Here is a 23,733-nt window from a genome sequence, read left to right as displayed (position 1 = left end):
AACAGTGGGGTAGGTACCCATCACTGTGTGTTTGCGAGATCGATAGGAATAATTGGCATGGTGCGAAAGTGGTAGAGTTGTTTATCAATGTTAAACAAGGGAGCTGTCAAAGCCGTTGTTATTTAAAATAAGAAGTAGTAATTAAAATTAAAATAATTGCATGAATTAATCGTTTTTCCATAGTATGAAGAGGATTAATAGTATCGAGAGGGCTAAAAGGACAGATGTATTTGATGTTATTATTTATAGAAATAATTTGCACACAACATAGGGATAAATTCATTCAGATCAACCTTGCTGAAATTATATTTTCTATTATTATTTTTTTAGTTTACTACTATAAGTAATTGATAAAATATTCAAATGGTTAAGCAATATATTTTTATATGTAGATATGCTATTAACTGCACTATAATATCAACGATATTAGACTTGTAAATTTAGTAGAATCAGGTAGTTAAATATATCAGCGCTTTTGTGATCATTCACTCATTACGATTAGTTTTTTTATGATAAAACATAAGAGATAATAAATTAATTTTTTGTAAAGTATCAGTGTTGGTGCTATATGGATTCATGAATTTAATGGGATGTATTTGGCAATAAGTGGGGTTATTATTGAGGTTTATCACAAAATATAAAGATTTGTAATAAGTATAAAATCATTGAATTTAAGCTTGATTGATGTAATGCTATTTTAGGTCTATTTCTCAGTTAAATGTAAAAATACCTAATGAAGAATCTGTTGCGGAAGTATAACTTTAAAATCGCTTAACAGAGTGAGAAATTATTCCAGCGTCTTATCATTGCAGGATTCAAAAGTATAGGCAAAAACCTGTTTTTTAATCGTATCGTAATCATGGAAATGCCGATGTTTATTGGTTTTGTCCTTAGCAAATGGCTATTGTTCATCGGTTGGAGCTTTTTAAATGGTATCACATTGTGATCAGGACAATGCTCAAAATTCGGGGAATATCGTGACAGTCAGAGCTATTCATGGTCATGGAGAGAATTTTGCCTACCATTCCAGATATGTAAATGTTATTAAAAATCGTGACCGTATACTTCTATCTTTTGTAATCTGTGTGAAGGTATTACCCCGCTTTCACTTCTTTATCGGGATCTATAGTCTCTCAGGTAATCATGAATGGGACTATCCCGTATTCGCTTTTTTATCAGGCACTAAGCGCAATAACGACAATTACCACGTTAACTATTTGTGAGGAAAAAGAGAGTGATAGACGTACAGATCAATGAAGTACCTCTTAAGGAACACAGCCCTTCAATGGATAATTGTTTAGATGAGCAAAAGTTACTTTATGACATGCTGCTGTCACGGGAATTTGATAATCGTAGTGCGTTAGTTACCCGACAGGGCAGAGCTTGGTTTCATGTGTCGGCTGCTGGACATGAAGGACTGGCAGTGTTGCCACAGCTTATGGAAAAGAATGATGTGCTGGTTCCTTACTATCGTGATCGGGCATTAGTATTAGCGCGTGGTATGTCTATTGTTGAAATGACAAGGGAACTGATGGGAAAGGCCACTTCTCACTCAGCTGGCCGGACCATGTCGAATCATTTTTGCTCCAAAGAGCATAATATTTTCTCGGTAGTCAGTTTGACGGGAACCCAATGTATTCCTGCGGCTGGCGCTGCCTGGGCAAGCGCGTTGGATAATAAAAATGGACTTGTCGTGTGTGGTGTCGGTGATGCGGCAACCCGGCAGGGAGAATTTTATGAAGCGGTTAGCTTTGCGGTTGAAAGGCGTTTGCCCGTCGTCTTTGTGGTTTCTGATAATAAATTGGGTATTAGTACCTCAACGGAGAAGATGGCTCCGTATCGATTGGGAATATTTGACGAGTGTTTGATTCGCCGTGTTGATGCCCGCAGGCCGGAAACCGTATTTCCTGTTGCACAGGAGGTATTCAATAAGGCGAGATTTGAGCGAACACCTTGCATCTTGGTTTGTCGAGTGGACCGGTTAGATTCTCACTCCAACTCAGATTCTCACAAACTGTACCGTACCCAAGATGAGCTGGAAGCATTACAGGACCCTATTGAAAATTATGTTGCCTATTTAAAGGAAAAAGGGGCGATTACTGAACAGGTCCTGACTGAACAAAAAGAGCGCATTAAAGCTGATGTCGTGGAGATATTTGAGCGTGTTTATCACGAGGCAGAGCCTGATCCTGCAAGTGTCAGTACCTATTTGTGTAATCGTGAAAGCGCTCCTGTTGTACATATTGAAATGGAAGCCGAAGAGACACAGTTTAAAGCGGTGAATCAGGTCTTGGACGAGGCGTTGAGCCAGCATCCAAATGTGCTGTTATTTGGTGAGGATATTGAAGATCCTAAAGGGGGGGTTTTTGGTTTCACCCGCGGCTTATCCACCCGTTATCCTGATCGCGTTTTTAATGCTCCCCTTTCTGAAGCCACGATTATTGGCTCGTCTGTTGGATTGTCCGCCTGTGGTTGGCGTCCGATTGTTGAACTGCAATTTATCGACTTTGTTGGGCTAGGACTCAATCAGTTACAGTCACAACTTGGCACTTTAAGTTGGAGAACCGTGGGAAAATGGCGCTGTCCGGTAGTGATATATGCTCCTTATGGTGCTTATCTCCCTGGAGGTGGTATATGGCACAGCCAAAGCTCGGACGGTATCTTAGCGCATATTCCCGGTATTAATGTGCTTGTTCCAACAACACCCGCTGATACAGTCGCGTTATTCCGTACCGCATTAAGTCTGGATATGCCGAGTCTGATCTTGATCCCTAAACACCTGATGAGAGAGCGTCATGAGCGCCGGTTGGTGACTCCAGTGTCGCTTGGGCAGGCAAATATTGTCAGGGCTGGTAAGCATATTACACTGGTTGCTTGGGGAAATACTGTTCAGCTTGCGACGATGGCTGCTCTTCAGGCGGAAAAAAACAATATTGACATTGAAGTGATTGAGTTACGTAGTCTGGTACCTTGGGATAAACAACGGATTGCCGCATCTTTGCGCAAAACCGGGCGGCTTATCGTTGTGCAGGAGGATACCCGGACGGCCAGTGTTGGAGCATCCATTATTGCTGATATTTTGGATGAGAATGACAATTTCTTCTCTTTGCTGGCACCTCCGCGCTTGGTGACGCGTGAAGATATTCATATTCCTTTTAATCCTTGTTTAGAAAAAGCTGTCTTACCCAGCACGGATGACATTTTGGCTTCCGTTTATGCGGTAATGGGCTAAGGAGAATTTATGGCACAGTTGTTTATTCCTCCGATGGGAGAAGGAACCACGGAAGTTGTCGTCATCCAGTTACTTAAGCAGGTGGGAGATTATGTCAAGCGTGATGAACCTGTTTATGAAATGGAGACGGATAAGGCTGCTTTTACCATTGAATCTGATGTTGAGGGGATACTGGAAAAATGGTTAGCGGCGGAAAATGATATTATCCCCGTTGGATCGGCTATTGCAGTCATTAGAGTCGCCGGCGAATTGGCGGAGCCTTCCCCTGTCAGTGAAGAGTTAGCGCCTCAGCTGGAGAACGTGGAGACAGTGGTGGTGGCTCCTGAAGCTGAGGTATCAGCTCCTCCAGCGCGTATTCCGCCTAAAACCCGTCAATACGCACAAGAACATCACATTGAGCCACAAATTCTTAGCCAACTGGCGGAAAAACATGGGACATTATTACCCGTCCATATTGATGATTATCTTCAACAGCACCGTGAAGCCAAACCGTCAGAAAAGGGCAAGGTAGAAAATGGCAATGTGGGTTTTCTGTCAAGAGATCAGCAGCGCCTTAATCGTGCAATACGGTTAAATAGTGCGACTGTACAGCCTTGTTGGGCAGCTAAACCATTACCGATGGAGCTTGTTGATAGTGCCGTTCGTCATTTGACGGAAACCTCTGGACAACAAGAGTGGATAACGCCATTTCAGGTAATCACTTATGCAGTTGCTCAGGCACTGAAAAAATTCCCGATGTTGCGCTCAAGACCGCTTGATCAAGAACGTTATCACACTTATGCGGATATCAACCTGGGTATTGCTTTTCTGAACGAAAAAGGTGATTTGAGTTCGTTAAAAGTACCGGGAACGCAGACAATGGGCTTTTTCGAGTTTAGACAGCATCTAAATAGTGTCCTTGATCCAGATGCTGAAAAACTGCCCGTTGATATTGATGTTCCTATGATGATTTCATATACCGGCAACGATGGTGCTACCTTTGCTGTACCTGTTATTGTGCCGCCATCTCAGTCAACATTGTTCATCGGTGCGCCTCATAACAAAGAAATGAGCTTGGTTCTGGCATTTAATCACTATTTGCTTAATGGGGTAGAGGCGTCTGCATTTATTACAGAGGTTATTACTCAGGTTCGTGCTCTGACTGGATCACAATCGGTAGCCCATCAAATGGCAGGTAAATCCGTCAAATCGGTCTCTGGTCAGTTACGCACACTTTTGGCTGATTTTCTAAATTGGGATGAAGATTTTACTGAATCAATGATGCAACGTACCTGGGCTGATTTGGGTATTGATTCGCTTAAAGCGGTAAAACTTGCGGAACTGATGTCACGGGATTTTCGTCGAAAATTATCTCCAACCCTGTTCTGGCGCTATAGTTCGCCGCATCGATTAATTGAGTATCTTGACATTTCCAGCACTGAAATGACGGAGAAGAAAAAGCATTCCTTAGATGACTTTACTAATGCAGTGCGTGACCTTGATGGTGAAGCTGCATTAAGGTTGCAGAACCTCATAGAAGGAGGGAAGCAGCATGGATAATCTGTATCACATATATCATTCACTCAGTCCAGATGAACAACAGATGGCTAAATCTGTCTTGTTGGAACATCTGAACGCCATTGCTCCATCAATAAGTGATGCGGGTGATACGAAGCAGATGCCTATTGCTATTGTAGGCATGGCTTTCCGGCTCCCTGGAGCAGAAGATTCTCCTGAACAAATGTGGGAGATCTTAAAATCTGGTCGCAGTGTGATAAAAGAGATTCCCGAGGAACGGCTTGCATCTGGGAAACCTTACGCTGTTCCGGTGCCCCAAAAAGCATTGAAAGCAGGGTTACTTGATAGTATTGATGGCTTTGATGCGCCATTCTTTGGTATTTTTCCGCGGGTAGCGGCTATGATGGACCCGCAACAGAGAATGCTATTGGAGCTGACCTGGCAGGCAATTGAAGATAGCGGGGCTAATCCGCTTGACTACTCAGGATCAAAAACGGGTGTTTTTATTGGTTCGTGCAGTAATGACTATCGTGAACTCGCTGCGGCTGATATGACGATGGCAAATGCTTATGTCACGACGGGAACACTGAATTGCCTTCTGGCAAACAGATTGTCATTTTATTACAACTTCGTTGGCCCGAGTTTACAAATTGATACCGCGTGTTCAAGCGGGTTAACTGCATTGACTCAAGCTGTAAATTCATTGCGTTCTGGAGAATGTCAACAGGCGGTAGTTGGCAGTATTAATCTATTGAGCAACACATTTAACATGGCTGCTTATTATCGAGCGGGAATGTTATCTAAAGATGGATGTTGTCGGGTTTTTGATGCAGATGCTAATGGTTTTGTCCGTGGTGAAGGGGCTGTGTGCCTATTTCTGAAAACGCACAAACAGGCATTAGAGGATCGGGACCCGATTTATGGCTATGTTCGGGCATCGTCGATAAATCATGGTGGGCGAGCCAACTCACTGACTTCACCTAACCCTGAGCAGCAAATCGCATTAGTCAATGATTGTTTGCAACAGGCTGGAGTCTCTGCGGAGCAAATTAGTTACATGGAAGCCCATGGAACGGGGACTTCGCTGGGTGATCCTATAGAATTTAACGCGCTTAACGAAGTCTTTAACCATGATAAATCAGGAAAAACCCGGCAGCCTTGTTATATTGGTTCAGTAAAAGCCAATATAGGACATTTAGAGGGAGCGGCGGGATTAGCTGGCATCGTTAAAGTCTTATTGATGTTGCAGCATAAATCTATTGTACCTAGTGCAGCGTTTCAGCATTTGAATCCTGAAATTGATAACACGGATACGCGCTTACAATTGGCTACGGAAGTACATTCCTGGCAGGTGGGGGTAGGGCAAAAACGTTTTGCTGGGTTAAGTTCCTTTGGATTGGGTGGAAGTAATGCTCATGTTATTTTGGAGGAAGCTCCGACTAAAACACAGCAATCGGTTAAAGCCAGTTCGGAGAAATATTACTATCCTATTGCTGCTAATAGCCCGGCATCATTACAAAAAATGGTTGTCATGCTGGGAGATTTTATTGAAAACGAGGCAAATATCGATTTACAAGCGGTGAGCTGGACATTGCAATTTGGTAGGGCAGCTTTACCTCATCGGGCATTGTTTGTTGCGACATCAAGACAAGATCTCCTGAGCCAGTTACGTGATTTTGTTTCATCTGTTTCAGCCAATGAAGAACAATGGCTCCATATGGCGGAAGACGATTCTCGATTTTTATGGTTACAGGGTCGGGATATAGATTGGCGTACCTGCTGGCCTTCTGGGCAGAAACCGTTACGCATTAGATTGCCTAAATATGCTTTTGAACATCGGCGTTACTGGTTACCTAACCATGAGTCTGTGATTGCAAAACCGTAATCGGTGCCGGTTTTTTCCACACAAATTCCCTGTTGTACAACAGGGAATTTTCGGTTTGGTGATAAATATTTTTTAAATCCAGTACCTGGTAGTTCCTGGAGAAATCCTCTCAGTTGGTTACTGATACACCAAGCTTTATGGGAGAATTAATAAGAAAGTCTTATTTATGTCAACGTGATTAAAAGACGAACGTGTATCCTTCCAACGCCTTTGCAGTCATGGGTAAGCCTTGCTTAAGCAGCATCTCTAGGGGGGTGAATGTTTCATCAGTCAGTTCTAATTCTTGTGCCTGATAGGCTAATGCCTGCATTGCTTTAAGGCTTTCCTGATCACGTTTTTGCTTATAGGCCATCAGATCAGCAAATAGAATCTGACGGTGACGACCTGTCTTGTGGAAAGGTAACAACCTGATGATTTGCCAAATCGTTTTGTTGATTAATAAATTGGGTCTCAAGAGAAACGATCTCTTTTATTGACTACTAACGCACTTCTGAGGTGGGAAATAAAATCTTATTCTCTCTTTTAAATGCCAAATACACTCCTTCTTTAGTCATATCATATGATATACCTTTTATCTTTCAAGCTGCTGCTTTGTTGGCTGTGTTCACTTACCCCAGCCACATCGTTATCTATGCTTCTGGGGATGCGTTCACTTACCGCTGCTCTGCAACTTGAAATCTATTGGGTATATATTTTTGAAATGGTTATTTTTAGTGAGAATTAATGTCAACTTAATTAACGCCATTATTGTCATGGCTTAATAATGTAATTAGCCTAAATTTTGCCAGATATTATTTTAAACTGAAGTTATCTTCCACAAAGATATTTAAAATAAGTATTTTACAGTGATTGTTATCACAAAGTGAGTTTTTGTAAAATACTACTATAGAATTACATATTTCTATTTGATATGTTGTTAAGAACCAGTTAATTTCTTTATCAAGATAATTTTTTGAAGATTAAAGTTTTACTGGGAAATATTATTTTATTTGATAGAGGGATAGTTACTTTAAAATAAAATTTTATTTGTAGAGATAAAAGGAAGGTAATATGGAATTTATTAAAAATAGATTTTGTCACTGGAATGGTGAGCATCTCGTTGTAGATACAATGGCTAGAAGTCATAAAATGGTTAACAGTATGGGAACGGGCGAGGGATTAGTTTCGTTTGATGGCTTTGGTGCTGATCTAATTCGTTTCAGCAAAGATGAAGGGATGAAGAATCATACTCACGTAGGGCATCATATCTTATTTGTACTCGCAGGAACGGGTTATGTTATTTATGCTGGTGAAAAGCATGAAATAGAACCTGGAGTTTGTTATTTTGTGAATGGAGAAATAGATCACGCGATTAAGGCAACCAGCGATTTGGTCATGGTTGTTGTTGGTAATAATCATTGTGCGGTTGATTCACAAAATAGGACGACGCTGGTGCCATATAGAGAGGGAACCCCAGAGGAATTAAAGGTTTAACTTGGGATAAATTAAATATGTGCTAGTGCTTGATGGGTTATGAGAATGCTATGATATTCATGAAGATAATTATATACCCTATGGATTTCAAGATGGATCGCGACGGCAAGGGAGTGAATCCCCGGGAGCATAGGTAACTATGTCATAGATAATTCTGTGACCGGGGTGAGCGAGTGCAGCCAACAAAGAGGCAACTTGAAAGATAACGGGTATAAATCAGGATAAGTTATTGGGGTGATAAAAGGATGATATGAGATTTTTTCGATTAATATAATATGAGCATCTCATGAAGGGGATCAGGTACTAGCCTATGAAACATTAGATTTACTGGAAATAAAATGGAGAAATATATTAGAGATAATAATCATATCTAAAGTGATATCAGGATTTCTTGGGTATCCTATTGGCTTCGTTTTATAAGGAATTAAGCCGTTATCAAAAATTTCTTGATAAGATTTACCTAAACTATTAACTAACGTTTCAATGTTAATCGGCATTATTTATATAACCTATTTTTTCAATTAAGAAAATTCATTTTCAGTTTAGGTTTGTAAACTGTGGATTAATGAATTGGCTCTCAAAAAAATCCTCTCTTTATATTAGTTACCAACGTACTTCTGAGGTGGGTAAAAATGCGGTTGACTTAACTCGTTCTAACTTGTTCTATTTGAGTGGGAGTGTTTCGGCCCCCATATGTGGCACTGATTTTTTGGTGTATCTCTGCTGGAATAATAGTAGCAGCAACCTCCTTCATCTCTGATCCAGCGAAAACGCACTCGAGTCGGGGCTTTATCAAATCGCTCAGCAATCTCGCTAAGATGATACCAATTTAAATAATCCTCTTCGCCTTCATTAACCGAGTTAATAAATCTGGCCCGACAAGGGCAGGTACTCACACTATCCAGTGTGCGTCCCATGTTAAACATATCTGAGACATCAGCGACAATCATATGAGTACCGGGGTGTTTACACAGGTCACCCTACCACCGATGAGCAGATAATATCCTATTGCCATCTCTTCACCTCTGATTAATATTTGGTTAAGAAACAGTAAATTTCCATAGAAAATGTTGCAGGGAACTTCATTTGTCTTTGCTGAATTGCCTCAGATATCGAACTTGATCCTACAAATACCCCGTCAAATTTCTCATTGTTCCAGCCATCGAATTTTTTCTCTTTTGTCATGCTAGCAGCCATTTGATTCCATATTTTCTGACCGACCGCGTTTTGAAAGTTAACAAGGAAAGCCGTGGCTGAAGATAGCGATCTTGAGAAGACAGAAGAACCCACGCCCCATAAACGGGAAAAAGCCCGGAAAGAGGGGCAGATTGCGCGTTCCAGAGAGCTGAGTTCTATATTGATGCTGACTAGTGGCCTGAGTTTGCTCTGGTTAAGCGGTCAGTCAATTGCGCATGAATTGTCGTTGATGGTGTTTGAAGGTTTTAATTTCGACCACAGCATGGTCAGCAATGATAAACAGATGGTTCAGCAGATTGGCAGATTGCTTCGGCAAGCTGTTTGGGCTTTATTGCCGGTTTTTGCCGGATTAGTGTTAGTGGCATTAAGTGCCCCGGCGCTATTGGGTGGGTTAGTGTTCAGTACCAAATCCATCAAATTTGATCCGAAAAAATTGAATCCGATTTCAGGTCTGAAACGTATTTTCTCAATGAATGCGTTAGCTGAATTATTCAAGGCGCTGCTTAAAGCTGGGTTTGTCGGTATTGGTGCTGCTTTATTTCTTTGGATGAACTGGCCTTCCATGTTGCGGTTAATCGCGCAACCACCGTTATTGGCGCTGGATGATGCTATGCAAATGCTGGTGTTTGCCGGTTATGTGGTCGTCTTCATGTTAATACCGATGGTGGCTTTCGATGTTGTTTACCAGATATACAGCCATTTGAAAAAGCTGAGAATGACTCGTCAGGAAATAAAGGATGAATTTAAAGAGCAAGAAGGGGACCCACACGTTAAGGCGCGTATCCGTCAACAACAACGGGCGGCTGCTCGTCAACGTATGATGGCGGATGTTCCGAAAGCGGATGTTATCGTCACTAACCCAACTCACTACGCTGTCGCGCTGCAATATGACGAAAAACAGATGAGTGCGCCAAAAGTATTGGCGAAGGGCGCAGGAATAATTGCATTACGTATTAAAGAAATGGGTACAGAAAACCGCATTCCACTCCTTGAAGCGCCGCCACTTGCCAGGGCGCTTTATCGTCATAGTGAAGTAGGGGGACATATTCCCGCAACACTTTACGCGGCAGTGGCGGAAGTTCTTGCCTGGGTCTACCAATTGAAACGTTGGAAACGGGAAGGCGGCTTGAAGCCGAAGAAACCTGAAAATCTGCCAGTGCCGCCAGCACTGGATTTTGCTGGAGAAAATAATCGTCATGGCTAATCTGGCCTCTATATTTCGTTTACCGGGCAATATGAAAGGCTCGCAATGGCAAATTCTTGCCGGGCCGGTATTGATCCTCATGATCTTGTCAATGATGGTATTGCCGTTGCCACCATTCATGCTTGATTTGTTGTTTACTTTTAACATAGCCCTGTCAATCATGGTGTTGCTGGTGGCTATGTTTACCCGGCGTACTCTGGATTTTGCCGCGTTTCCGACAATATTGTTGTTTTCAACTTTACTGCGTTTGTCTCTTAATGTGGCTTCAACGCGTATCATTTTATTGGAAGGGCATACCGGCTCTGCGGCTGCGGGGCGCGTTGTAGAGGCATTCGGTCACTTTCTGGTTGGCGGTAATTTCGCTATCGGTATCGTGGTATTTGTCATCTTGGTATTGATTAACTTCATGGTGATTACCAAAGGTGCGGGGCGTATTGCTGAGGTTGGCGCGCGTTTTGTGTTGGATGGTATGCCAGGTAAACAGATGGCGATTGATGCTGATCTGAATGCCGGATTGATCGGTGAGGAAGAAGCGAAGAAACGCCGTGCTGAGGTAACACAGGAATCTGATTTTTATGGCTCTATGGATGGTGCCAGTAAATTTGTGCGCGGTGATGCGATTGCCGGCTTAATGATTCTGGTTATCAACGTCGTTGGTGGCTTAATTGTTGGTGTGGCCCAACACGGCATGAGTATGGCTGATGCGGGAGAAGCTTATACCTTGTTAACCATTGGTGATGGCTTAGTTGCACAGTTACCCGCCTTAATTATTTCGACCGCTGCTGGTGTGATTGTTACCCGTGTGGCAACCGATCAGGATGTTGGTCAGCAGATGATAACTCAGCTGTTCAATAACCCGCGGGTGATGATGTTGAGTGCCGGTGTTCTCGGATTACTGGGTATGGTTCCGGGGATGCCAAATTTTGTTTTCCTGTTATTTACTGCGGCGTTGGCAGGTATTGGTTGGTATTTATATCGCCGTGCGGACAGCCCGACGATAAATATAGAAAAACCAAAAGCAGAAGAGCAGCAACAGACATCTGAAGCTTCATGGTCCGATGTTCAGCTTGAAGATCCTTTGGGTATGGAAGTGGGCTATCGTCTGATTCCGATGGTTGATTTTCGCCAGAATGGGGAATTACTGGGGAGAATCAGCGGAATTCGTAAGAAATTCGCTCAGGAGATGGGATATTTACCCCCCGTAGTTCATATCCGGGATAACCTTGAACTGGCGCCAGCGGGCTATCGCATTTTAATGAAAGGGGTAGAAATTGGTCGAGGCGAAGCGCATCCGGGGCGTTGGCTGGCAATAAACCCCGGTGGTGCAGTAGGTGAATTGCAAGGCGATATCACTAAAGATCCGGCTTTTGGGCTGTCTGCGGTTTGGATTGATGACAGTCTCAGAGAACAGGCTCAGGTTCAGGGTTACACCGTGGTGGCTGCCAGTACGGTTGTTGCTACCCATATGAATCATCTATTGACTCAATATGCCAATGAATTGTTTGGTCGTCAGGAAGCCCAGCAGTTGTTTGAGCGAGTCAGTCAGGAGATGCCAAAACTCACTGAGGACTTTATTCCCGATATTGTCAGTCTGACAACCTTACATAAAGTTTTACAAAATCTCTTGTCTGAGCAAGTGCCGATCCGCGATATGCGGACAATTATTGAAACTCTGGCTGAACATGCCCCGGGACAAACTGATCCTTATGAGTTGACTTCTGTAGTCAGAATTGCGCTTGGTCGGGCGATAGCTCAACAGTGGTTCCCAGGAGCGCAGGAAATTCAGGTCATTGGATTAGACGTGGGCCTTGAGCGCTTGTTAATTCAGGCGTTACAAAATGGTGGCGGTCTGGAGCCTGGATTGGCGGATAAGTTGCAACAGCAGGCGACTGAAGCCTTGCAACGTCAGGAAATGCTAGGTGCGCCTCCGGTACTGTTGGTTAATCATGCATTACGTCCACTGTTATCGCGTTTCTTGCGAAGGACTTTACCTCAATTAGTGGTTTTATCTAATCTTGAAATCAGTGATAACCGTCAAATTCGTATGACAGCGACGATTGGTGGTAACGGATAGTTGTCGCAATAGAATAGTGGGCCATTTTCCTAAAAATGGCCTGATATTAATTATCTGACAGCATAATCCTTATTTCCAACGATAAAAGTATTTCGGGATATTCCTCAATAACGGCAAGTTTTACTGATGTTATTATCCTATTCAGCATGAACCAATATTTTGAACTTTCCTCTAATTTCCTATTCTTCTTTCTTGTTTATATTAACTTCAATTAACATTGGTTAAATATACATAAAACTGTCAGTCGGGGTTTGGAAAGTCACAAATTATACAAAAATAGTTAATCTTATAAGTAATAAGAACACTCCATTGTTATTTTTATGAACTAAACTGTTATTTATGCGAATTGAAAGAAATCGTCTTTTTAATGGTTAAATATGTTTCTTATGAAAGAGTGTTATTTAATTCGAGGAGTGTATATGAGTACCAAAAATGATTTTAAAGCCTTTTCTATTAATAATAATGCAAACGTAGTGAGTCAGGAGAAATATGAAGAGGAACAAAGTTTAAAAATGGGGTTTCCCCCAGATAATGTTACCACTCATGTATTAAATAAAGTATTACGTCAGTCGTCAACGATAGCATCTGTTGTGGCTAATTTTATGTCCATACAGAGTGGGAATGATGTAAAAGATAATGGGGATATGGAAATTCTTAATAAGGTTTTTACAGATTCATTGAAGAATCATACGAAGGAACAATTTCCTTCTCAATTATCGTTTAATGGTTATCAGAAGTTTCCTGGTGGATTGATACTTCAATGGGGCAGACATCCATTTAAAGTATTAACTGAAAATACGGTAGTTCTACCGACTTCTTTTCACCATAGTTGTCTGGCTATTATTATGATCGATACTGGAAGTGCTTGTTTACCGATGGCTGCAACACCTAACGGAACATTGAATAGTTTTAAGGCTTGGGTGAGTGGGCGGGCTAATGATTATCTTGGAAAGGAATGGGTTTTTACTCCTGATTATCCGCCAAATGCTATAAATGGACAATATCTTGCAATAGGTTTTTGAATAGTATTCTTAAAGTAAATCATCGAGAGTTGAAATCAACCACAGCTGACAATGTTATTATTTACTTATAATATCAAACAGGTTAATTATATGATTAAAAAAATTTCTAATGTATGACTAGGATTCTCTTTAGCGGGTATTTATGTTTAATTGCTTGTATTAATGGGGGAGTTGTGGAGTGTCCTCTGCCAGGTGAAGATCACACTATTTCACTTGGCATTATTGGTAATACATATTCACATGGTTTTTATTTCCTATAACTTTATGATTTTACTTATTCCTGTCAAAAAATAAAATTACCCTTAATTCCAGTCTTGAGCAGGAATTAATTAAAATTAAAGGGTTGCAGTAAGTTATCGGGAGCTTAATGGGTGCTTTTTTTGTTTGTACATGAATGGTATATGTTTTTGCGTAAAGATTGCATTTAGTTGATTGTTTTTATTTAATGTTTGTGCATTCACATAATAAGTGAGAATGATTTTATCTATACGATAAGTGAACTTTATTTATTTGAAAATAATTCATTGGGTGTTTTATTCTGAAATATCTTATGTGGACGATTATTAAATTTATTTATAACGTGCCCTGTTATATCTGAAAGTTCTATGCTCCCTGGGAAATATTGGAAAATTAATTCATAATGCAATTGTTAATATAAATGGTATATGGGTGTTATTATAATATAATAAAACTAAGGAAAATTAATGGGGATTTAAGATTATTATTTAATTATATATTTGTATTGAAATAGTGAATAGTAAAAACAGCTATATTTCCATCAGTTAATGATTTTATAAATAACTTTACATAATATCGCTACACTTTTTTCACTGTTGACTTATCTCCCTAGGAGGGCGAAGTAGAGGATATAAATTGATTCACTTTTTCCAATCGTTGCTACGTATATTGCTAACGTATGATTTCAGATAATAGTCTCAGGTGAATAACAAGTAAAAGAACGTACAGCACACAACGTTTTAACCATCAGAGCAACGCAATTGCCATGATATCGCCTCAGCATCGTCAGACAGAGGGAAAGGTTTTTACCTGTTCGTGTAATAACGAAAATCTGCTTTTTGCAAGTGATTTTTTCCAGAAATGAGACATTATTTTGTGATGCACATCACAAAATAAAACAAAAAAATAAAATTAATTTGAAATCATTACTATTGATTATTAAATGATTAATATTAATCTATTTTTTATACGATTTGTCACATCATAATAACCTGCGTCTATTTTTTGCACTAAAATATAACGCCTTGTTTTTGCTGCTATCTTAGCCTAATCCCTGTTTTTAATTTCCTAAGTGATAATCAACCACAAACATTGATCGCTAAGTGAAATTTAGGGTTAATACCGCTTCAAATTTGTGGAATTAAGCAACAATGAAAAGCAGTATTTTAGTATTCACGGTTTTTTGTAGCGCAGTTTCAGGCAGTCAAGCCGCAGACATCGCAGATCAACAACTCATTCATCAACAGGCCCGCCAGCAAGCCCTGGAGGCGCAATTAGCCCCGCCGCCTGCGGAGGTTCACCTGTCGGTACCGGAAACGGGGGCGTCATCCGTCTTTCCGGTGGAAACCCCGTGTTTTCCTATTACCCACGTCAGACTGGCAGGCACCGAAAATTTCCCGCACTGGTTACCGTTCCGGCGTGTCGCTCAACAGGGCGAAAACCATTGCCTGGGCGATAAAGGCATTAGCCGGTTAATAACCCAATTGCAGGATCAGCTCATTAATCACGGCTATGTCACCAGCCGGGTTCTGGTTTCTCCCCAGGATCTGCATACCCAAACGCTAAAACTGGTGATGGTACCGGGAAAAATCCGGCATATCCGCTATACCCCTGACAGCGGGAAATATATCCAGCGGATAACTCCCTTTCCCGCGCGTGAAGGAAAATTACTGGATTTACGGGATATTGAGCAGGGACTGGAAAATTTGCAACGTTTCCCGACCGTGCAGGCGGATATGAACATTGTTCCGGCAGAACAGCCGGGGGAAAGCGATATTATGCTGGACTGGCGTCAGTCCCGGCACTGGCGGATCGCCACGTATCTGGATGATACCGGCTCGAAAAGCACCGGGCGTTATCAGGGCGGACTCACCTTTTTTCTGGATAACCCCCTGGCGCTCAGCGACCTGTTCTATTTCTCCGGTGGGCGCGATATTCATTCATCTGCCGGGAAAGGCAGCCAAAACGACACGCTCTATTACTCTTTGCCCTTCGGCTACTGGATGGCGAGCGTGACAGCCAGTCATTACGATTATACCCAGACGATAGCCGGGCTGAATCAAGCGATCCAATACCGGGGCAAAAGCCAAAACCTGGCGGTCCAGCTTAGCCGGGTGCTGCATCGTAACGCTGATCAGAAAACCCTGCTTAACGGTGAAATTTATCGTCGGGCGTCGCGCAATTTTATTGATAACACTGAAATTGATGTTCAGCGCCGGGAAACCGCGGGCTGGAAGCTGGGGCTGTCCCATCATCACTTTATCGGCAGCGCGACGCTGGATACCCGGGTGACTTACCAACAGGGCATGCGCTGGTTTGGCGCACAACCGGCACCGGAAGAGTACCGCAATGAAGGAACCGCTTTGCCTAAAATCACCCAGTTCTCAGCGACGCTTGCCGGGCCGTTCACGCTGTTTTCTCAGCCTTTTTCTTATCAGACCCAATATTTGCGTCAGATAAGCGCCAGCTCATTGACGCCCCAGGATCGATTTTCAATCGGTGGCCGCTGGACGGTGCGCGGCTTTGATGGCGAGTTGACCTTATCCGCTGATCGGGGTTGGTACAGCCGCAACGAACTGGACTGGCAAACCCCGCTGAAAGGGCAGTCGCTGTATCTGGCAATGGATTACGGCGAAGTGGGCGGCCGGGGCAGCGACGCGCTGCTCGGAAAACACCTGGCAGGGAGCGCCCTGGGCTGGCGCGGCAGCCTGAAAGGGGTGAGCTACGACCTGTTTGTCGGCGTCCCGTTGTCCAAACCCGCCGGCTTCCAAACCTCCCCCGTCACAGCCGGATTTAACCTGTATTGGCAGTATTAATTCAAATAGCAAAACTGCCAGTGGGTAGTGTTGTGTGGAGTAAACGTTATGAATAAGCAGTTATATCGTATTATCTTTAACCAATCTCGCCAAATGTGGATGGTGGTGGCCGAGATAGCGCGGGCCAGACGGGGAAGAACCGGACGCCGCCGAAGGCGGCCATCAGCTCAGCGGCTTTGCCGGCTCACCGCGTTACACTTCAGTGTGTTGCTGGCCTTGGGCGGGATTTCGCTCACCGCACAGGCGGCGATTGTGGCGGATGGACAGGCGCCGGGGCGCCAGCAACCGACCATCGTTCGCAGCGCCAACGGCACGCCGCAGGTCAATATCCAGACCCCGGGAGCCGACGGCGTTTCCCACAATACCTATCGCCAGTTTGATGTGGATAAACAGGGAGTTATCCTCAATAACAGCCATCAGGCCACCCAGACGCAACTCGGCGGCATGGTGGCCGGTAATCCGTGGTTAGCCAAAGGGGACGCCAGCGTTATTCTTAACGAAGTCAACAGTCGTGACCCCAGTCAACTCAATGGCTGGATTGAAGTCGCCGGGCATAAAGCTGAGGTGATTATTGCCAACCCGGCGGGCATCACCTGTAACGGTTGTGGGTTCATTAACTCACATCGCACCACGCTCACTACCGGACAAGCCCTGATGGAGCGAGGCCGGCTGAAAGGGTTTGATGTCAATCAGGGGGAAGTGCGGATTGACGGGCACGGCATGGACAGCACACAGCAAAGTTACACCGATATTATCGCCCGCTCCGTCGCCATCAACGCCAAATTACATGCGCAAGACCTGAAAGTGACCACCGGGCGCAATATTGTGGATGCGGCGCATCAGCAAATGGAGAAAAAATCGATTGACGATGAAAAGCACCCGGCGTTTGCGTTGGATGTGGCGGCGCTGGGCGGCATGTATGCCCATAAAATCAGGCTGATAGGCACCGAAACGGGGGTGGGCGTGCATAATGCCGGTAATATCGGCGCGTCTGCCGGGGAGGTCCATATCACCGCCGATGGCTGGATAGAGAACCGCGGCACCCTCAGTAGCCGGGATACGTTACAATTAACTTCGTCTGCCGATATCACTAACACCGGCAAATTGCTGTCACAATCGGCGGTGAATTTACATACCAGGGGAGCACTGCGCAATCAGGGCCGGGTGGAAGCCCGCGGCGATATCACCGCCAACGCGGGCACAATACACAGCAGCCATGACAGCATATGGGCTGCGGGGCTGGATGATAACGGCAACACTACCCGACCCGGCTCATTGACCCTGACCGCGCAGCACATTCAGGCCAATGGCAAAAATCTGGCCACTGATACGCTGGCTGTCCACAGCCAACAGATTGACCTGAGCGACAGCCAGACCGCAGCCGGTCAGATTCAACTCACCGCCGGTCAATCGGGCATCAGTACCGCTCACGCTACCGTCAGCGCCGACCGTTTGACGGCGAAAACACCGGGCCAGTTTAACAACGACGGCGGCCAGTTAGTGGCGCGGGAAATCCACCTCACGACGCCGGATTTATCCAATCAGCAGGGAAAAATTAACCAGACCGGCAGCGGTGAACTGACGCTCCATACCCGCACCCTGAATAACCATAAGGGGACCGTGTTCAATCAGGGGACATTGACCCTCACCACTGACCGGCTTAATAACCGTCAGGGCACGATTGCCAGTCAGGGCAAGGATCTGCATCTCACCGCGCATCAGGCCGATAACAACCGGGGGACGGTGCAACTGGCCGGTCAGGGGCGATTATCGCTCAACACCCAACGGTGGCTGGGAGATAAGGGCAAACTACTGACCAATGGTGCCCTGACGATACAGGCCGGTGAACTGCAACTCAACCAGGCTGAAACTCAGGCCGGGCAGATAACCCTCAACGCCGACACCCTGAACCATCAAGGCGGCGTGATGCAACAACGGGGCAAAGATACCCTGTCCCTCACCACCCGGAGGCTGGATAACCAGCACGGCACCCTTGCGGGCAACGGCAACCTGAACCTTAAAGCAACGACCGTCGATAATCGTCACGGAAACATCGTGGCCGCCGAAAAAGGCTCGCTGACACTGGCAGTCAAAGACACGCTGGACAATCAGTCGGGCCGGGTGTTAAGCGGCGGGCAGTTAACCCTGCGCACCGGCGACATCGATAACACCGGCGGGATAATCGCGGCGGACGGCAATACCACGCTGACCAGCACCGCGCTTAATAATACTCAGGGCCAGATAGCCGGCAATGGCGGGCTGGACATTCACAGCCGACAACTCACTAACCGCAACGGGACTTTACAATCCGCAGATGCCCTGACTCTGGATACTGACGGACAGTTGCTGGATAACCAGCAGGGCCATATTCTCGGTGAGGGCAAGACGACCATCACCAGCGGCCCGCTGGACAATCGCCACGGTCATCTTCAAGGCGGACAGGTGGTTATCGACACTCGACAGGCGCAGACCGATAACCGGGACGGCAAGTTGTTATCCACCGACACGTTAACCCTGAACACTCATCAGCTCGATAATCGTCACGGGCAGGTGCAGGCGGTGGGCGACACCGCGTTGAATGTTAAGACCGAAACCGATAACACTGGCGGCCTTATCCGTGGCGGTCAGCAGTTGACCCTGAACACCGCTCACCTGATTAACCGGGAAACAAAGCAGACGGATAACGGGTTGGAAGCACAAAACCTGACGGTCAACGCCCAACAGGTGGACAATACCCAGGGCGCTTTACGGGCAGCCAACCATCTGCAAGCGAACATCCGCCAGACCTTGAATAATATCCAGGGGCTGGTCTCTGCGGGCAAACAGCTCACTCTCAAAAGCGAGGCTCAGCAACCGCATCTGGTGATTAACAACCGGCAAGGTACCTTGATTGCCGGGGAACAGACCACGATTAACGCACACTCTCTGAGCGGTGACGGCCAACTGTTATCACAGGGCGATATGGCGGTCACCTTAACTGAGGATTTTCACCATACCGGCAACACCGCGGCTAATGGCAATCTGACGCTGAAAACGACCGGCAATCTTATCAATGACCGCCAGATAAAAGCCGGTCAGGTGCTGCATCTTGACGCACACCATCTCACCAATAACGCCTCCGGTGAAATCAGCGCTAAACAAACGCAAATCCAGGCTCACGATACGCTGAACAATACCGGGCTGATTGACGGCGGCTTAACCCATCTCACGGCCAACACTTTGAACAACACCGGCACCGGGCGCATTTACGGGGACCAGCTGGTCCTCCAGGCGGGGACCCTGAATAACACCGCTCAGGACGGCAAAGCCGCCGTGATTGCGGCGCGTGACCGGCTGGATATCGGCACCGGAACACTGAACAACAGTGACCATGCCCAGATTTACAGCGTGGGCGACATGCGCATCGGCGGCCGGTTGGATAATACCCTGACGGCCTCCGGTCAAGCCCGTGAGCTCAATAACCACGCGGCGACGATTGAAGCCGGGCGCCACTTGAAGATTAATGCCGACCAGATTAACAACACCAACGCCGTGTTGGTCACTCAGGTCGTCGAAACGGAAAAGTCTCAGCATCACGATGCAGTACTAAGCGGCCAGACCACTCGCTATGACTGGTCACAGGTGGACACTTCCCACCACAATAAATACAAAGTGCACGATGCTATCATGCCGGATGGCAGCCGCAGTAATGACTTTTACGAATATCAGTACACCCGGACCGTCAAGGAAACTCAGGTTAAACAGAGTGACCCCGGTAAAATTCTGGCCGGGGGCAATATCACGCTCAACAGTGCGCAGGTCACTAATCACGACAGCCAGATTGTCGCTGGCGGCACGCTCGGTGGTGAAATTGGCGAACTGCACAATATCGCTACTCAGGGAGAACGGATTACCACCGATACGGGCAGTCAGACCCACTGGTATGCTAAAAAAACCAAAAAGAAAAAGTTCGGGTTCGGTGGCACCAAAACCTCGCAGGGGAAAAGCCGCAGCAATTATGACCCGGCCCCCGTAATAGAAACCATCGACCTGAAAACCCTGGCCTGGCAGGCGCATACCCGTCCACAGGGCACCGATATCACGATTACAGACCGACAGACCGGTCAGATACATTCTGCCCCCACGACGGTCACACCGGTGAACGGTATCAAAAATCAGCCACTGGTATTGCCCCCGGAGACCGTCAAAGGGCAAACAGTCGATCCGGTGATACGCGTGGTGACGCCCGATACGCGTTTGCCGAATAACAGCCTGTATACCGTGCAACCGGGCAGTGACAGCCACTATCTGGTGGAGACCGACCCGAAATTTACCCAGTACAAACAGTGGCTGGGCTCGGACTATATGCGGCAACAATTAACGCATGACCCGGCGCTGGTCCACAAACGGTTAGGAGATGGGTTTTATGAACAACGTTTGGTGCGGGAGCAGATTACCCAGCTGACCGGCCAGCGCTATCTGCCGGGCTACAATAACGATGAAGCCCAGTTTAAAGCGCTGATGGATGCCGGGGTGGCTTTCGGCAGGGAACAGCAGCTCACCCCCGGCGTCGCCCTGAGTCCGGCGCAGATGGCGTTGCTGACCTCGGACATTATCTGGCTGACCAACCAGACGGTCACGCTGCCGGACGGCACTACCGAGGTGGTGACGGTGCCGCAGGTGTACGCCCGGGTGAAATCCGGTGACCTGCGCGGTGACGGCGCCCTCCTCGCCGGCAATACCGTGGCGCTTAACAGTCAGGGCGATATCACCAACCGCGGCACGGTCAGCGGGCGTGATGTCACTCAACTGACGGCCAACAACCTGACCAACCACGGCTTTATTCGCGGCGGCAAAGTGGATTTAACGGCCCAACAAACGCTCACCAATCGCGGCGGCCAGATTCAGGGGGATGACCGGGTGACGCTGAAAGGCCGCGATATCACCAGCGCCTCGACCGTACGCGGGGATGAAGCTAACCGCTGGCTGGACCGTCCGGCGGGCATCTATGTGCAGAACGATAACGGTACCTTATCGCTGAGCGCTATCAACAATGTGCAATTAACCGCCAGTGACGTCAAGAATGCCGGTAAAGACGGCCACACCGAGATAACCGCAGGCCATGACCTGACGCTGGACACCTTAAGTACGCGCCGCACAGAGCAGGGGAATTGGGGGAAAGATAACACTCGCCATCTGACCCAACAACAGGATATTGGCAGCCAGATAACCGGCACCGGTGAGGTGACCCTGCAAGCCGGGCATGACGTGAACGCCACTGCCGCCCATGTCAACGCCGGTCAACACCTGACGGCGCAGGCCGGAAATACCCTGACGCTGACCACCGGTACAGCCTCATCCGACTTAGTGGAGCACAGCAAGCAAACCAGCAAAGGCTGGCTGTCGAAATCGTCAGTGGAAACCCACGATGAAGTGCATGACCGGCAGGTACTCAGTACCACATTCAGTGGCGATAAAGTGAATCTCCAGGCCGGAAAAAACCTCAATATCCGCGGCAGTAATGTTGCGGGCACGCAAGATGTCAGCCTGGACGCCGGTCATCAGCTCACTGTTACCACCGCTGCGGAAGCGCACGATGAAACCCATTTGCGGCAGGAGAAAAAATCCGGCCTGATGGGGACCGGCGGCATTGGTTTTACCGTTGGTAAAGCCAGCCAGAAAGTTACCACCGACAGTGACCGCCAGCTTAGCAAAGGCAGCACAGTTGGCAGCAGTCAGGGCAACGTCACCCTCAATGCCGGTGAACAGCTCCGGGTTCACGGCAGTGAGGTGATTGCCGGTAAAGACCTGACGCTGACCGGTCAACAGGTCGATATCACCAGTGCGGAAAACCGCAATCACACCACGACAAAAACCGAACAGAAACAGAGCGGCTTAACCGTGGCGCTAAGTGGTACCGCCGGGGGTGCCGTCAACAGCGCGGTGCAAACCGCCAGAGCCGCCCGCAATGAAAGTGACCCTCGAGTGAAAGCCCTGCAAAACACTAAAGCTGCCCTCAGTGGAGTGCAAGCGGTGCAGGCAGGCCGACTGGCGGAGGCTCAGGGCAGTGACGAAAAAGGCAATAATAATCTGGCCGGGATTAGCCTGTCCTACGGTCGCCAGTCTTCCCGTTCAGAACAGCAGCACCGCCAGACCACTCAACAGGGCAGCCATCTCGCTGCCGGGGATAACCTCAATATAACCGCCAAAGGGGATGGCAAAGGCGCATCAGGCCAGAATGGCGATATTCGTATTCAGGGCAGCCAGCTACAGGCGGGTAAAGACCTGCAACTCAATGCCAGCCGGGATATTCAGCTCTCCTCCAGCCAGAACACCGAACAGACTGCCGGCAAAAACAGCAGCCACGGCAGCTCTCTGGGCGTGGGCCTGACTGCGGGACCGGGAGGCACCGGTCTGAACGTCTCGGCCAATGTCAGTCGGGGCAACGGCCGTGAAAACGGCAACGGCGTCAGTCACACTAACACCACGTTACAGGCGGGACAGACCGTCGGGCTGAACAGTGGCCGGGACACCACGCTAAAAGGGGCACAAGTCAGCGGCGAGCAGATTACCGCCGACGTGAAACGTCATTTGACATTAAGCAGCGAGCAGAACAGCCAGCGTTATGACAGCAAACAACAGAATGCCAGCGCGGGCGTCAGTGCCACCTCAGGCCCCCTCACCAACGGCACAGCGAGCCTCAATGCCAGCCGCAATAAACTGCACAGCAACTATGACAGCGTGCAGGAGCAGACCGGGCTGTTTGCCGGCAAAGGCGGCTATCAGGTTAACGTCGGTGACCATACCCAACTGGACGGCGCGGTGATAGCGAGTCAAGCCGACAAAGCCAAAAACACCCTGAACACCGGGACGCTGGGCTTCAAGGACATTCAAAATCAAGCGGACTTTACTGTCGAGCAGCAGAGTGCGGGCGTCAGCCTTGGTAAACCGACCGCCGGTCAGGTCCTGAATAATCTGGCGGTCAATGGGCTGAGCGGTTCCAATAACCAGGGCCATGACAGCACCACCACGCACGCCGCCGTCAGTGACGGCAACCTGATTATCCGGGACAAAGCGCACCAGACGCAGGATATCGCGAACTTAAGTCGCGATACCG

The 23,733-nt window shown here is 46.8% G+C and carries 10 protein-coding genes and 2 pseudogenes; 9 read left to right on the top strand and 3 right to left on the bottom strand.

Annotated features, from left to right (window positions below; translation table 11 throughout):
- The first annotated feature begins 1,234 nt into the window (after positions 1 to 1,234).
- From EAE89_RS12760 to EAE89_RS12750, 3 genes are read left to right on the top strand one after another with little or no spacing between them, the layout of a single operon-like run.
- A complete protein-coding gene (locus EAE89_RS12760) occupies positions 1,235 to 3,232 on the top strand; it encodes a dehydrogenase E1 component subunit alpha/beta (RefSeq protein WP_054475682.1) in 1,998 nt (665 codons plus the stop codon).
- Positions 3,233 to 3,241: 9 nt separating this feature from the next.
- Complete coding sequence (locus EAE89_RS12755) at positions 3,242 to 4,771, top strand: biotin/lipoyl-containing protein (RefSeq protein WP_054475680.1); 1,530 nt, start codon at positions 3,242 to 3,244, stop codon at positions 4,769 to 4,771.
- Positions 4,764 to 6,614 carry a type I polyketide synthase gene (locus EAE89_RS12750; RefSeq protein WP_054475678.1) on the top strand — a complete coding sequence of 617 codons (1,851 nt, stop codon included), beginning with the start codon at positions 4,764 to 4,766 and terminating at the stop codon, positions 6,612 to 6,614. Before EAE89_RS12755 ends, EAE89_RS12750 begins: the two co-directional genes overlap by 8 nt.
- 277 nt (positions 6,615 to 6,891) lie before the next feature.
- Here the strand turns inward: EAE89_RS12750 and EAE89_RS12745 are convergent.
- Positions 6,892 to 7,017 (bottom strand): annotated as a pseudogene (locus tag EAE89_RS12745) (DNA-binding protein); the annotation flags it as partial.
- A 647-nt stretch (positions 7,018 to 7,664) separates the two neighbouring features.
- Between EAE89_RS12745 and EAE89_RS12740 the strand changes: the two are divergent.
- The gene (locus EAE89_RS12740) at positions 7,665 to 8,087 is read left to right on the top strand and encodes a cupin domain-containing protein (protein ID WP_214085998.1); all 423 of its coding nucleotides are present in this window, start codon (positions 7,665 to 7,667) and stop codon (positions 8,085 to 8,087) included.
- Between the two features lie 335 nt (positions 8,088 to 8,422).
- Here EAE89_RS12740 and EAE89_RS23625 read toward each other — a convergent pair.
- Positions 8,423 to 8,584: pseudogene (locus EAE89_RS23625) on the bottom strand (DUF6392 family protein); the annotation flags it as partial.
- 532 nt (positions 8,585 to 9,116) lie between these two features.
- Complete coding sequence (locus EAE89_RS12735; protein ID WP_161804203.1) at positions 9,117 to 9,272, bottom strand: hypothetical protein; 156 nt, start codon at positions 9,270 to 9,272, stop codon at positions 9,117 to 9,119.
- Positions 9,273 to 9,336: 64 nt separating this feature from the next.
- Here EAE89_RS12735 and flhB point away from each other — a divergent pair, with 64 nt between their 5' ends.
- From flhB to EAE89_RS12710, 5 genes are all read left to right on the top strand, one after another.
- Positions 9,337 to 10,488: a flagellar biosynthesis protein FlhB gene (gene flhB / locus EAE89_RS12730; protein WP_054475670.1), complete on the top strand. Its 1,152-nt coding sequence runs from the start codon at positions 9,337 to 9,339 to the stop codon at positions 10,486 to 10,488.
- Complete coding sequence (gene flhA, locus EAE89_RS12725) at positions 10,481 to 12,562, top strand: flagellar biosynthesis protein FlhA (RefSeq protein ID WP_054475669.1); 2,082 nt, start codon at positions 10,481 to 10,483, stop codon at positions 12,560 to 12,562. Before flhB ends, flhA begins: the two co-directional genes overlap by 8 nt.
- A gap of 419 nt (positions 12,563 to 12,981) precedes the next feature.
- Positions 12,982 to 13,584 carry a gp53-like domain-containing protein gene (locus tag EAE89_RS24390; protein WP_420806652.1) on the top strand — a complete coding sequence of 201 codons (603 nt, stop codon included), beginning with the start codon at positions 12,982 to 12,984 and terminating at the stop codon, positions 13,582 to 13,584.
- Positions 13,585 to 14,972: 1,388 nt separating this feature from the next.
- Positions 14,973 to 16,637 carry a ShlB/FhaC/HecB family hemolysin secretion/activation protein gene (locus EAE89_RS12715; RefSeq protein WP_149616720.1) on the top strand — a complete coding sequence of 555 codons (1,665 nt, stop codon included), beginning with the start codon at positions 14,973 to 14,975 and terminating at the stop codon, positions 16,635 to 16,637.
- 48 nt (positions 16,638 to 16,685) lie between these two features.
- On the top strand, positions 16,686 to 23,733 hold a 7,048-nt coding region (locus tag EAE89_RS12710; RefSeq protein ID WP_214085997.1), incomplete at its 3' end, for a two-partner secretion domain-containing protein.

Origin of the sequence: Photorhabdus heterorhabditis, assembly GCF_018448905.1 — a bacterium.
GTDB lineage: Bacteria > Pseudomonadota > Gammaproteobacteria > Enterobacterales > Enterobacteriaceae > Photorhabdus > Photorhabdus heterorhabditis.
Note: the sequence above shows the minus strand (reverse complement) of the source record. Positions and strands in the feature narration are given on the sequence as shown.